Consider the following 12523-nt stretch of genomic DNA (forward strand, 5'->3'; position numbering starts at 1 on the left):
AAGGAAGTGTGATGAAAGTGGGTTTCTTTCAGTTTGACGTGGCGTTTGCTGAGCCTGAGCAAAACCGCGATGCCATCAAGCAAGCGCTGATGATGTCTCATGAGTTTGATCTCTTGTTGCTCCCTGAATTGTGCACCACGGGGAGTATATTCTTCGATCGTCAGCAAGTGAGTGAGCTGGCAGAAGATTTGTATCAGGGGGTATCTTCGTTGTTGTTGCAAACTCTGGCTCAGGAAAAGTCGGCCTGCATTGTTGCTGGCCTGGCTGAATGCCATGAGGGGCAGCTCTACAATAGTACACTGCTAACAGGTCCAGACGGTTTACTTGGCATTCACCGCAAAGTGCATCTAGCGTCAACGGATCAGTTACGATTTGTGCCAGGTAAGGATTTCTGCGTGTATGAAGTTCAGGGGGTCAAAATCGGCGTCTTATTGTGTTACGACATCTGGTTTGAAGATGGGCTGGAGGCGCTTAAACAACAAGGCGTGCAGATTATTCTTAATCCATCTAACTTTTGCGGGGAGGACAGCCTGGAAGTTATCCAAAAGGCGGCCAAAGACTATGGTGTCTATGTGATAGCCGCCAATCGTCTGGGTATGGACCATGACTGTAGTACGGGTGTCCGTTTCATTGGCAACAGCCTTATTGTTGACCCGCAAGGGGCTGTACTGGCGCAGGGAGACGAGTCTCAGCAATTACGGGTAATCGACATCCCGGTGTGATCCAGGTGAGCGGTGCTGCGCTCAAATGATACGTTGGTTGCTTGGGTACTGGTGTGTAAACCAATGCTGTAAAAACTGGATGCATTGCAACACGCTGGCCGGTACGTGGTGACGGGCTGGGTAGAGGGCGAGCAGGGTGAGCTGCGGTTTCTTACTACCCGGCAGAATACTCACCACTTCTTTGGCTTCAATGGCATGCCGACAGGCAAATTCCGGCAATATACCTATCCCCAGGCCAGCTTTAATGGCTTCTAGCATAAACAGAACATTGTTCGCTTTTAATGTGCCAGTAATTTTGACGCCTTCAGCCAGCGGCCAAATATTTTTTCCTTTAAAATATCGGTATTCAAAGCAGTTATGCTCCGTCAAATCGCGAGGGTGTGTAATGTCTGGATGGGTCGCCAGATATTGCGGACTGGCGCAAATGTGGTAGTCAAACCGGGTGATTTCACGGCCAATATAATGACTGTCAATGGGTCGGCTGGTGGCACGCAGACCCAGGTCAAACCCTTGCTCAACCAGGTCAATATCCTCATCACCAAGATGAATGTCGAGTTCAATACTCGGATAAGCCTGCATAAAGTCCGCAAACATTTTCCCAAGATCGGTGATCCCCAGCACCATAGGCAAGTTCACTTTTAGCTTCCCTCTGGGAGCCTGCTGTGTCGACTGAACAAAGGTGTCTGCCTCCTCCAGTTTACTGAGGATATCCCTGGCACGTTGCAAATAACCCTCACCGACCTGAGTCAACTGGATATTGCGGGTGGTGCGATGCAACAAACGTGCGCCCAGTTGATCCTCAAGACGGCTTATTTCTTTGCTGACCATTGATTTTGATGTGCTGAATTGTTCTGCAACCTGGGTAAAGCTGCCCACCTCCGCCAGTTTCACGAAGAGCTCAATGGCACGTAGCTTGTTCATTTTAATTGTCCTTACCTATCGTGGAACTTAGTGAGTCAACCATACACTGTTTCCTGTGTGTGAACACTTGGTTTCTTTTGTAGTTATATATCAAACAAAGCGCAAGTCATAGACTAGAGGTGTTGAAAATAACCACAGACGAAGTGCGTCAAATTCGTCCGTATTATCTGACCAGAAGGACAATGATTATGTACACTCTTTACTACATTCAGGAAGCCTGTTCACTCGCTGTGAACACCATATTACGTGAGCTGGGGCAGGATGTGATGCTTATCCGCGCTGATACCCTCAGCGATTTTTCAACCGTGAATCCTGCCCAACAGGTCCCGGTACTCATAGATGGAGACGAAAAACTGGTTGAAGGGGCTGCGATTATGCTACATCTCACCCGCAAGCATCCCAGCCAGTTGCTGCCCACTAAGCCGGGGCCTGCTCGCCGCCGAGCGATTGAGCAATTGTTGTTTGCCAATGCCACTATGCATCCGGCCTATTCTAGGTTGTTTTTTATCGCGCGTGTCATGGAGCAGGGCGCTGTGCGCCAACAGCTGTTTGAAGCAGCAGCAAAGGAGATCAATCAGCTATGGCTACAGGTCGAATCTCAGTTGCAATCTCAGCCATTTTTAGGGGGGCAGCATGCGTCAGTCGCCGATATTTTGCTGGCAGTTTACTCGCGCTGGGGGGCCGCATTTGAGGTCGAAATCACACTCCCTCTGCGCACTGCACAGATGATTGAAGCAGTAACCAGCATGCCAAGCTTTGTTGCGGCGTTGCAAGCTGAACAGGCGCAGGGGGCATAATGGAGCACGCTGAAATGAAAGCGGATCTGAGTCAGGTCCTGGCCATAGTACAATGTTATTTCAAGGGGTTACATGAAGGTAATCGTGAGGCATTGTGGCCGTTGTTTCATCCTGACTGCTGGCTCAAAGCGCCGGGTTTGAGGCGCAGTCTGGATGAGTGGCTAGAGCTGGTCAGCCATCGCACCTCACCAGCAGACAAAGGCGATGAATTTGCCTATCAGGTGCTGGCGGTAGACTTGCTTGGACAACAGGCCATGGTCAAGGTGTTATGCCCGTTGTTTGAACATACTTACGTTGACTTTCTGGGCTTGCTGAAAGAACAGGGCCGGTGGCGGATAGTCAACAAAATGTATGCGGATTTACCACACACTCACCAGGAGTAGCTATGCCTTATATTCATATTCGCGTCACCGATGAAGGGGTGACAAACGCACAGAAGCAGTCACTGATCAAAGGCACGACCCAGTTGATGGTCGATGTATTAGGGAAAAGCCCGGAGACCACCTTTGTGGTCATTGATGAAGTCTCGACTGACAACTGGGGCATTGGCTTTGAACAGGTTACCGCGATCAGGCAGCGACAGACTTAACGCTCATGATTGACTGGCTTCATCGTAACGGGCACGGGCTGCGGTGATTTCATCAAAGTGATCGTCGGCCCACGACACCAGTTGCCAGGCCGACTTAGCCAGCCCTCGTCCCAGCTCGGTGAGTTCATACTCAACCTTAACCGGTACTTCTGCATAAACGGTGCGTTTGACATAGCCATCGCGTTCCATATCACGCAAGGTCTGTGTCAGCATGCGCTGTGATATGCCCTTAATTCTTGATTTTAAGGCATTGAACCGGTCAGGCCCATCAACCAAAGCAAACAGGATTAAAATTGACCACTTATCGCCTATTTGTGCTACCACATTGCGGATTGGGCACCGCTCGTTCTGTTCAAATACCCGGCGAGCAGGGGCGCTTGTGTTGGTCATAATGTGGTTTCCTTTCGTTAAAAAATGGCTCATACATCGAAGCGTAAGATAATGCCTATTATATTCATTAATGCACTTTAGTATATATAAGTAACTTGGATTGTGAAAGTGCTTACTATGCTTGTATATGTCGGATTATTAAAAAGGCAGCTTTGGGAAGTGAAAGGTCAGAAAACCTGTACGGCAGGGAAGTGCGGTATGGTATCGTGGCTCGGCTGGAGTAGTGAACAAAAGGCGCTATTGCGCCTTGTGCTCTTCACTGTGTAACAACTTAATGATGGCTTTAAAGTTGCGTCGCGAGGTTTCGTTTTTCAACGCCTGACGCAACACGGGTTTGATGCCGTCTTTTTGCTGTTGAGTCGCTAATGCTTTGATAGCGGCCAGACGAATCGCATCATCCTGATCATTCACCGCCATATTAAGTACGGTGTCACTGGTTTTAGCACTCATCTGGTAATTCCCTAGTGCACTGATCAGCGCTTTCTTGTTGCGCGCTGGGGCATTAAAAAAGTGTTGTTCCAGATTTTGATAAGCCGTGTCGGTTTGCATCATGCCCAGCGCACGGATAGAGGCTTTCTCAATACGGGCACTGCTGTCAGACAGATGCGCATTGAGCAGCGATTCATGCTGGGGATCACGGCTGTTCCCTAAAGCGGTGATGAGGTTGGCAGTTTTACCCTCGTTGTCACCCAGCGTGATTTGTTCAGTGATTGCCTGACTTAGCTGCATAGCGGTATCTGATGCACTGCGGTTGTTGAGTAAGGTGCCTAATGTCATATAGAAACTGGACTCGACTTCGGCATCTAAGGTGCTGAATCCATTTGTTAGCATTTCCAGTAGCATGTCTGTGGCTTGTTGTGACAATGGTGCATGACCTTGGGTCAGTGCGCGCAATGCACGAAACTGAGTAAGAGGTTGTTTCTCAGCCTGTAACAGCTGGCTGAGTAACTGCTGGCTGGAGGCAGAATCTAGCTGTCCTAATGCATTGAACAGGCGCATCTGAGCTTTGTCGCTGAGTGTGCCTGAAAGCATCAACGGGGACAAAGTGCCTATGACAGCGTCGTACTTTTTCAGCAAGATTGACAGCGTATGTGCGTCTATTTGCGTGATATCCTGACCGGTGATCAGCTGTTGTAGTTCAGCTGCGAGACGTGCCTTTTCGGCTTCGCTGAGTTCGGCTGGGGTAGGTTGCCAGGTCGTCAGGTCGGTACCCAACTCGTACAAGGCACTGTTATAAGGCTGGCTAAGCTGTGTCAGGGTATAGCTTTGTTGCGAGCCAAATCGCAGATCGGTGCCTGTTAGAGCCAGCGCCTCCTGACCTTCGCGGTGCACCAAAAAGCAGCTATCTGGGGTGATCAGGTGTGCAGAATCGAGTACGTCGATACGGTTAAAGGTTGTCAGCTGAGTGCTATCGAAGTCGCTGTAATGTCGTTTGACCATTTTTAACTGCTTATCGACTTGCTGGTAAGCGGGTTGATACTGGCCCAGAGTGTCGGGCTCTTTACTTACCTCACTAATATCTCTTTGATATTGAAGATAATAAGCTAATCCCTTCAGCTTGTCCTGAGTCTGCTGGTCGAGCTCACCCGCAAAGTGAAAGTCACTGATCAGACCGTTGTCTGTGAGTTTAAAGGCAAACGGGTGTTCATAACTGGGCAAAGGCATACGTTCTTTGCCCTGAACCGCAGCGACTTGATCGGCTTTAATCGCCCACCAGTTTCGTTCATCACCTTTTTGCGCCGGTTTAAGCGACAGTTTACCGCGTAAATGCACCATAGAAGTTTGTGGAGCACTTTGCAGCTTAACATAGTCAAAAGAGGTTTGGCTTCTGATGTCAAACTGGTATTGCGGCTGGCACAGTGTGCCAGCCATTACCTGAGCGCTTGTCAGCGCCACCCAGGGCGCTGCAAGCAGAGTCAATCGACACGGGGTCATAGTTCGATTTCGTCCTCTTTGGAGTACAAAGTCCAGGATTTGTTATACACACTTGGTGTTTGATATAGCCACAGGTCGTAGCGGTGGGTTTTCTTACCACACGGATAAGGGATCCCCCATTTCTTACACCATTTCACGCCAATGGTTTCGGCGTATAAACCAAATTTACCTGAAATCACATCCAGGTCGTTCTTCAGCTCAAGGCCATAATAAATATGTGGTGCTTTGTTACCGTTAGAGACTAGGGCAAAACCTGCATTGGACTCCATGGCAAAGGTATTGTCGATTAAGATCAAAATCGCCTGGATACCAGCAGAGACTAAGCCCAGATTTACACCACCACGGCCAAAGGCGTTAAAGTCAACATGAAACAAGTCACCTTCGGCATACAGCTCTGCGTTATAACCAACCGTCAGTTCAAAGCCCAGGCTGCCGGTCACACCGGCTTCAACACTCATAGGCACTGGACCTATGGTAAAGCGCGCCTGTGCGAGGACTTTTTCTTCTTCCCAGGATTTTTCCCAGGATTTTTCATATTTCGTGGTGTATTTCTCATCTTCAAACGCAACATTATTGAAGATAATCATTTCAGATGCATAGCCCGTGTTCTGTCCACTGATATAGGCACTACCGTCATATGAAATGCTGAATAAGGTGTTTTGCGCATTAAAGAAATATGCTTCTACGACGCCTTCACCTGTGATCCGGCCGCCCGGGTCGCCGGTTGGCACAATAAACAGCTGGCCGCTTAAATCAACACCGACACTGAACTTAGACTTGTTGCCATAAGACTTATCAAACTCTTTCTCCAGCTTAATATTAGCCAGTCCCACTGCGTATTGCGCATCACGCTTTGCCAGACTCTGCTCGGTGTCCGTGTCGTCACCGGTGAAGAAGTACAGCGGGATCTCAGTTTCGATCACATTGTTGTCTGTGATGGTTTCGGCATCCTGAGCCAAGTCCGTTAAAGTGAAGCGGACCTGTAAAGACTGCTCCTGAGTGGCGTCGTAGCCCTGGTAAATCTGAGTGAGCAGCGCGTCATCCAGTGCAATATCAAAACCAATGTGCTCATCGTGCAAGCCCGCAGTAAAATTATGCGTTAGTTGCGCCTCATAAGCGGCGTTTTCGGTATTCCAGAAGTGGGTCGGTTGCCAGTTACCCTCTACCAAAACTTCTGCTGTGATAGCAGTGCTGCCCAGATTGCCCCCTTCGTAATCTGCAGTCAGGTAACCGACCAGATCAGAATGATGCTCGCTGGTACCATCGGCATTATTTGGTACATCGAGGATCAATGCTTGCTGACCAAATTCCGCGTTTAGCAGCTTGTAGTCATGGCTTTCTGGTACCCGTACCTGTAGATCAGCGAATGGGAACTCGCCATCAGAGAAAGGTTCGTGATCAACTGATGGATGGTTGTCTTCTTCGATGTCTTCCGCATGATCATCATGTGGGTCAATTTGTGCGATTAAGTGATAATGGCCACCCAGCAGGGTATCCGGAATGGTGATTTCCGTTTCAAAACTGTGACTGCCTTCAGTGACCTGAGTTAACTCCAATGCGCCAACTTTATGGACTTCTTCGATTTCAGCTTCTTCGCCATCAGACGTGTCTAATTCTGTTGCATGCACCAGGTAAAAGTGTACGTCAACGTCGATATCCTTAAAGCCGCTGATGTCTACATCATAGAAGACTCGCACAGCAGTATTGGGTTCCAGCGTTTCTAGTGGACCTGTGGATATTTTGGTGATGGCAATATTGCTTTTGCTCTGTTCAACCGGGATTACGATAGGGAGTTTATCGTCACCCCCAAGATCACACCCCGCTAGTGTGGTGAGCATAGCGCTCGCTAAAATGGCACGTGTTAAATGGCGCATTGTATTTCCTAATCTAATCTTACCCAGTGTTTAGTATATCGCAAAAATGTGGAGGAATAATGAGTTTGGACGGGGTTATGCTATTTGGATCATCGAGAAGTATGAGGGTGTTTAGTTAAAACACCCAGATTGACGCTTTTTAAAGCATCACGTAGTTAATGCGGCATCGATCGCCAATTTTGTAGGTGCTGCTGTCAGCAGCCTGGATCATAATGTTTTTGCCAGAAAGACGTGCTGCGAGTAACGTGCTGTAAACCAGTTGTTTATTGTCAGACGTGTGAGGCAGGTAAAAACCACCAGGACAAATACTTGGATTGTTTTTCAAACTAACCCAGACACCATAAGTATTTGAACCGGATACCCAGGTTCTCATGTTGGCGATTTCACCACTGTGATTCGTTACACTGGCTGTGGTGTTAAATGTCATGATGGCTAGAGCTAGTATTGTTGCTTTTTTTAACATGGTTAGTCCTTTTTTGGGTAAAAGGTAATTGTACCTTTTATTGGAGGTTAGCAATAGAAGTATGTTCTATTTTATTTGGTGTGGTGCAATCAAGCTACTGTATTTTAAAGAGGTTTGAGCTTTTATGAGCGTTACTTAAATTTGCGTTCCTTGCCGCTATCATCGCCACATCAACTCATGCATTAATAGCGCTTTGATTGCTTTTACAGATACGCTTGTCATCACAGAACAGTGGTGTTAACTGATGACAAGCTGGTGATGTCGGACTAAATCTGCAACATGCCTTGGTGATTATGGAGCGGGTGAATTGCTGTGTTGAACTGGGAGTTTTTCAGTGGAGGCTTGAGCTGTGCCATACCAGTTCACATGTCGGGTCGCGAGCATGATCGTGGCGAGTACCGTAAAGCACAACAGGCTACCTAGCAGCAGTGCATAATGTTCAGCGCTTAACATGGCATAAAGCATGGCATACAGCGTACTCAGCGCAATGAGGTAACAGGCACTGAGCTTCGCGCTTTGCAGTATACCCCAAATGTAGCTTACCAGCAGCAGGATGGCTGCCAGTGCTGATAGGGCATAGGCCCAGCCAAAGCCCAGATGCTCACTCAGAGAAATCAGTAATAGATAAAATACCGCTAATGATAGCCCGACAAACCCGTATTGTACCGGGTGGATGGCTTTGGTCTTACTGAGCTCCAATAGAAAGAAACTCGATATCACTAAAATAATCACCAACAGAGCATAGTTTGTGGCACGGTGGCTTTTCAGGTAATGATCAACCGGCTCCACGAGGCGCACGCCCATATTGCGTGATTCTAACTGCGCACACTGATGCTTAAAAATACAACGCGAAAATAGCTCTTTCATATTGGTGGCAAAATAGCTGGTTTGCCAGCTGGCGTTAAAGTGCGTTGCAGTGATTTCAGAGTGAACTGGCAGGTACTCTCCTTGAAAACTGGGGTGTGGCCAGTTGGCTTCTAATGAGACCTCAGTACGTGCGCCTAATGGGGCGATCGACAGCGAAGTCATCCCCTGCAAATCGAATTGAATATCAAACGCCAGGTCTTTATCGCGCAATGCTGAGATGGGCAGCGTAATGTGCACGCCTTCTTCGATAGCACTTAACGTGGTGCCGGGGCGCAACGTATATGTCTGTCTATTGAGTGAGATTTGGGTGTTCAGGCCAATCCCCCGGATATCGCTAACCCCTAACACTAAGGCTACTCGGGTGGGTGTAAGATCGGCTAGATCGTCCAGCTGTTTGGGATCAAAGTGGCCTGTGAGTGTTAAATCTGCACGATAAAGCTGTGCCTTGTATATGCTGCGGTACTTCTCGAATGTGTCGAGGGTCCCCTGTACCGTCAATTGCTCGGGAAGTAAGGTACGTTGGTGCTTTATGCGTGTCTGTACGCCATCGAGTTCAGTTGAGGTTTCATATTCAGCGTAAATAAAGGGGGCAATCAGAGCTTGGGTGCCACTGGTGCTGCGGGCAATTTCCTGTTGTACAGTGTACTCAGAGGCAGAACGTTCGTCGATCAAGTCTGTGATCATGGCGATGGGGATCATCAGCAATAAAATAATTGCAGCGATGATGGCTAGTTTGATCCCTGTTTTTTCGGTAATTGGCTGTGTCATAAGTTTCTCGGTTAGGCCTGATGTACTAACAGGCTAACCGAGATGATTGGCGTTAGAGTGGGGGGTATGTGGAGACTCTATGGAGTTTTAATGGTGAGTGTGGCCTCCACACCCTGCGCGCGATTGTTGATGGTCAGCTCACCATGATGCAGTCTGGCAACTCGCTCCACAAAATTGAGACCAAGTCCCGTGCTTTTTGCGCCATTGGCACGAGGCAGGGAGTAAAATCGCTCACATAATCTGGGCAATGCATAATCGGGGATTGTGGGGCCAGTGTTATAAATGCTGAACGAACATGTGTTGCCGGCAGAAGTGACGGACAGGCATATCTCTCCATGTAAGGGGACAAAATCCAGGGCATTTTCCAGCAGATTAAGGATAGCTTGTTGTAACAGGAAGGGGTCGCCGCTGATCACTTGTCTGTGATCTTGTGTCAGGGTGAAGGTGACCGATTTTTGCAATACCCGATGAGTCAGTATTTGTTCGCACTGGTTAAGCAGCGATGCAATTGATACGGATTGTCGGGTGTTCAAAGTGGGCAGTTGCTCCAGTTTGGCCAGCTCCAGAAGCCTGTCGATCAGCTGTTGCATTCGCTGGGTTTCGCGCTCGATATTGTGTGCAAACTGGTGGCGCTTACCATCACTCAACGGCATCTGTAATAGTTCGCTGGCCCCTTTGATACCGGACAATGGGCTTTTTAATTCATGTGTTAAGGTTTCAACATATTGCTCTATATAGACCTTACCATCGAGTTGATTACGCATTTGTTCCACTGCATCACTGAGTTGGCGATATTCGTAAAAGACTCTGAATTGGGGCTTTTCGGCTTGCTTGCCCAGGCCCATTTTTCTGGCATAGTCAGCGAGTTTACTTACTGCTGAGTTGATCCGCCAGGCGATAAGAGCACCGATAAGAAGTGCGAGCAAGCTCAGTAGAGCGAGCCATTTTACGATGCGCTGCTGGCTGTGTTCGATGAATGGCTGTACCGAGCGATTTGCTTTAGCAACGGTGAGACTGCCTATGATCTGATCCTGGTAAATCACCGGGGCAGCAATATGCATAACCGTTGACAGAGGATCATCGGGGTCGGTTGCACTGGAGCGGGCGCCGTATTCTCCGCGCAAAGTCAGGTATACGTCGTTCCATTGCGAAAAGTCTGTGCCGACATCTTGCTGCCAGGAATCAGCCACCACAATACCGCGATGATCCGTGAGGTAAATGCGATGTGACATAGTGGTCTTTTCCACTCCCCAAATCGCCGCATCGACTTCTCGCTGTCCGTATATCTTCATCAGTTCAACTAAGCGACTGTTACTGGTGGTGCCCTGAGCCAGATCTTCTGCGACAACAACCGCGAGTAGATTGGCCATATCGATCAGGGTTTCTTCGGTTGCCTGACGTATGGCTGGCTTAATCTCTCTGAGCATTGTATTGCTAATCACATAAGTCGTTAGCAGGACTAAGATCAGATAGAGCATGAAAAATCTCAGCCCCAGAGGGATACGTGGCCAGTGTCGAGCCTTCACGCTGGATCCTCGAAGTAGTAGCCAAATCCTCGCTTGGTTTTTAATGGCGCAGCACAGTCATAACGCTTCATTTTACGCCTAATCGTTTTGATATGACTGTCGATGTTACGCTCATAACCACAGTCAGCCGGCGCTTGTGTTGCATCCAGCAGCTGAGTTCTACTCAGAACACGAGGTGCCTGGGTGATTAGCGCCTCAAGCAGCTTGAATTCCAATGCTGTCAGGCCAAGTGCCGATCCTTTGTAGTAATAATCAAAGTTTCTGGCTTGCCACTTTGGTACTTGCTCCGTCGCCATATTTGTCACAGGTGGATGCAGTTTTTTAAGTCTGAGCTTGACCCGGGCGAGCATTTCTCTGGGGCTAAAGGGTTTAGTGACATAATCGTCCGCGCCAATTTCTAATCCAACCACCCGATCAATTTCATCACTGCGTGCCGTAAGAAAGATAATCGGAATAGCGGAAAACTGACGCAGCTGTTTACACACGTCAAAGCCGTTTCCATCTGGCAGGCCAACATCCAGGATCAACAGCTCGGCAGGGTGTTGCTGTAAGTACTCATAGCCAGCCCCGGCGGTTGTAAACCAGTGTACTTCAAACCCGTCCATTTCAAGAATGTGGACCAACGTATCAGCAATGGCAGGCTCGTCTTCAATTATTACTATCGTCATATATTAAAATTCAGTTTGCTCAGCGCGTCGGGCTAACATATTACCTGCAAAGCAAAACTCGGTAAAATCGGGGAAAGTCATTGCGCATTCAGTTTCGCTTTTATACTATGCGCCGCGCTTACTACAGTGGTGAGCAATACTGCTTTACTATATGGAAATAAAGGTTTTTTATGAAAAAGCTATTCACACTTGCGGCACTTGCCGTCATCACCGCCACATCAGCCCACGCTACTGAGACTAAACAATGGTTTAACAGTGCTACTTATACCGATCAGGACCGTACGTATGATAATGATGCGTTGATGATAAGCAGCCGTTATTTCTTTGCTCCGCAGCAAAGTTCAGGTGTTTGGGACGATTATGGCTACCTGGATACCGACAGCAATGTTGGCCTGAGTTACTACAATGATGAGTACATGAACCGCTTTTCTTTTGCAGGTGAGGGATATTTTAGCAAAGAAGTATTCGTGGTTGGTCGAGTCAGTGACCTCGGTGAAATTGACGACCATTACACTTACGGGATCGGGTATCTGTATAACGACAAGCTGAAGCTGAGTGTTCGCCGCAATGAGTCTGATCTGGGCGCTGACAGCACCTGGTTAAAAGCCGAGTACAATCATCAGCTCAATGACACCGACTATTTAGGTGTAACTATAGATACAGATGATGAGATGGACAATTACACGGTATCTGGCCGTTATTTTATGCATCTGGATGCCGAGCGTTATATCAGCGTGGATGTATCCCATCATGAGGTCGATTTAGGATACACCGATGAGTCGTATACCAATGCTTTGGTGAACTATTACTTTAACCGTAATATTGCTGTGGGCGTAGGCTCTTATGACTCTGATTTAGCACTGGAAGGTAAGTACTTCTTTAATGACAGCTACTACCTAAGAGCTGAATATATAGATCGTGATGCGGGTGAAGAAACCAGCTTGCAGTTTGTGGCGCAATTTTAAGGCCCACGCATAAAACAGGGTTGCAGCGGCCTGCAACC

General features: G+C 48.1%; 13 protein-coding genes. 5 read left to right on the plus strand and 8 right to left on the minus strand.

Going from position 1 to position 12523, the window contains the following annotated elements:
* The first annotated feature begins 11 nt into the window (after positions 1–11).
* On the plus strand, positions 12–722 hold the full coding sequence (locus tag MHN31_RS15175) for a nitrilase-related carbon-nitrogen hydrolase (protein WP_239444635.1): 711 nt from the start codon (positions 12–14) through the stop codon (positions 720–722).
* Positions 723–743: 21 nt separating this feature from the next.
* On the opposite strand, the gene MHN31_RS15180 is transcribed toward MHN31_RS15175, so the two are convergent.
* Positions 744–1643, minus strand: a complete 900-nt coding sequence (locus tag MHN31_RS15180; RefSeq protein ID WP_239444636.1) for a LysR family transcriptional regulator — start codon at positions 1641–1643, stop codon at positions 744–746.
* Between the two features lie 188 nt (positions 1644–1831).
* On the opposite strand from MHN31_RS15180, the gene MHN31_RS15185 reads away from it, so the two are divergent.
* Genes MHN31_RS15185 through MHN31_RS15195 form a run of 3 tightly spaced genes read left to right on the plus strand, consistent with a single transcriptional unit; the run spans position 1832 to position 3029 of the window.
* Entirely contained in the window at positions 1832–2440 is a 609-nt protein-coding gene (locus MHN31_RS15185) for a glutathione S-transferase N-terminal domain-containing protein (RefSeq protein ID WP_239444637.1), read from the plus strand.
* Positions 2440–2823 (plus strand): nuclear transport factor 2 family protein, encoded by a 384-nt coding sequence (locus MHN31_RS15190; RefSeq protein WP_138538555.1) that lies wholly within the window; start codon positions 2440–2442, stop codon positions 2821–2823. The genes MHN31_RS15185 and MHN31_RS15190 overlap by 1 nt, the downstream gene beginning before the upstream one ends.
* Positions 2824–2825: 2 nt before the next feature.
* Entirely contained in the window at positions 2826–3029 is a 204-nt protein-coding gene (locus tag MHN31_RS15195; RefSeq protein WP_049865476.1) for a 4-oxalocrotonate tautomerase family protein, read from the plus strand.
* Positions 3030–3032: 3 nt separating this feature from the next.
* Here MHN31_RS15195 and MHN31_RS15200 read toward each other — a convergent pair whose 3' ends face one another.
* From MHN31_RS15200 to MHN31_RS15230, 7 genes are all read right to left on the minus strand, one after another.
* A complete protein-coding gene (locus MHN31_RS15200; RefSeq protein WP_125562924.1) occupies positions 3033–3419 on the minus strand; it encodes a helix-turn-helix domain-containing protein in 387 nt (128 codons plus the stop codon).
* A gap of 237 nt (positions 3420–3656) precedes the next feature.
* Positions 3657–5354, minus strand: a complete 1698-nt coding sequence (locus MHN31_RS15205; protein WP_239444638.1) for a HEAT repeat domain-containing protein — start codon at positions 5352–5354, stop codon at positions 3657–3659.
* The gene (locus MHN31_RS15210; protein WP_125562921.1) at positions 5351–7228 is read right to left on the minus strand and encodes a hypothetical protein; all 1878 of its coding nucleotides are present in this window, start codon (positions 7226–7228) and stop codon (positions 5351–5353) included. Before MHN31_RS15210 ends, MHN31_RS15205 begins: the two co-directional genes overlap by 4 nt.
* A 139-nt stretch (positions 7229–7367) precedes the next feature.
* Positions 7368–7691, minus strand: a complete 324-nt coding sequence (locus MHN31_RS15215) for a hypothetical protein (protein WP_194867975.1) — start codon at positions 7689–7691, stop codon at positions 7368–7370.
* Positions 7692–7982: 291 nt separating this feature from the next.
* Positions 7983–9326, minus strand: coding sequence for a cell envelope integrity protein CreD (creD, locus tag MHN31_RS15220; protein ID WP_239444639.1), 1344 nt, complete (start codon positions 9324–9326; stop codon positions 7983–7985).
* 77 nt (positions 9327–9403) lie between these two features.
* Positions 9404–10852, minus strand: a complete 1449-nt coding sequence (creC, locus tag MHN31_RS15225) for a two-component system sensor histidine kinase CreC (protein ID WP_239444640.1) — start codon at positions 10850–10852, stop codon at positions 9404–9406.
* Positions 10849–11520, minus strand: coding sequence for a response regulator (locus MHN31_RS15230; protein WP_125562913.1), 672 nt, complete (start codon positions 11518–11520; stop codon positions 10849–10851). The genes creC and MHN31_RS15230 overlap by 4 nt, the downstream gene beginning before the upstream one ends.
* A gap of 170 nt (positions 11521–11690) precedes the next feature.
* Between MHN31_RS15230 and MHN31_RS15235 the strand changes: the two genes are divergently transcribed.
* On the plus strand, positions 11691–12485 hold the full coding sequence (locus MHN31_RS15235) for a putative porin (protein WP_125562911.1): 795 nt from the start codon (positions 11691–11693) through the stop codon (positions 12483–12485).
* The last annotated feature ends 38 nt before the right edge of the window (positions 12486–12523 follow it).

Origin of the sequence: Pseudoalteromonas sp. McH1-42 (assembly GCF_022347845.1) — a bacterium.
In the GTDB taxonomy this organism is placed as follows: Bacteria; Pseudomonadota; Gammaproteobacteria; order Enterobacterales; family Alteromonadaceae; genus Pseudoalteromonas; species Pseudoalteromonas rubra_D.

Coding starts and splice junctions, on each gene's coding strand:
- MHN31_RS15175 (WP_239444635.1), top strand. CDS start 12: ATGAAAGTGGGTTTCTTTCAGTTTGACGTGGCGTTTGCTGAGCCTGAG.
- MHN31_RS15180 (WP_239444636.1), bottom strand. CDS start 1,643: ATGAACAAGCTACGTGCCATTGAGCTCTTCGTGAAACTGGCGGAGGTG.
- MHN31_RS15185 (WP_239444637.1), top strand. CDS start 1,832: ATGTACACTCTTTACTACATTCAGGAAGCCTGTTCACTCGCTGTGAAC.
- MHN31_RS15190 (WP_138538555.1), top strand. CDS start 2,440: ATGGAGCACGCTGAAATGAAAGCGGATCTGAGTCAGGTCCTGGCCATA.
- MHN31_RS15195 (WP_049865476.1), top strand. CDS start 2,826: ATGCCTTATATTCATATTCGCGTCACCGATGAAGGGGTGACAAACGCA.
- MHN31_RS15200 (WP_125562924.1), bottom strand. CDS start 3,419: ATGACCAACACAAGCGCCCCTGCTCGCCGGGTATTTGAACAGAACGAG.
- MHN31_RS15205 (WP_239444638.1), bottom strand. CDS start 5,354: ATGACCCCGTGTCGATTGACTCTGCTTGCAGCGCCCTGGGTGGCGCTG.
- MHN31_RS15210 (WP_125562921.1), bottom strand. CDS start 7,228: ATGCGCCATTTAACACGTGCCATTTTAGCGAGCGCTATGCTCACCACA.
- MHN31_RS15215 (WP_194867975.1), bottom strand. CDS start 7,691: ATGTTAAAAAAAGCAACAATACTAGCTCTAGCCATCATGACATTTAAC.
- creD (WP_239444639.1), bottom strand. CDS start 9,326: ATGACACAGCCAATTACCGAAAAAACAGGGATCAAACTAGCCATCATC.
- MHN31_RS15230 (WP_125562913.1), bottom strand. CDS start 11,520: ATGACGATAGTAATAATTGAAGACGAGCCTGCCATTGCTGATACGTTG.
- MHN31_RS15235 (WP_125562911.1), top strand. CDS start 11,691: ATGAAAAAGCTATTCACACTTGCGGCACTTGCCGTCATCACCGCCACA.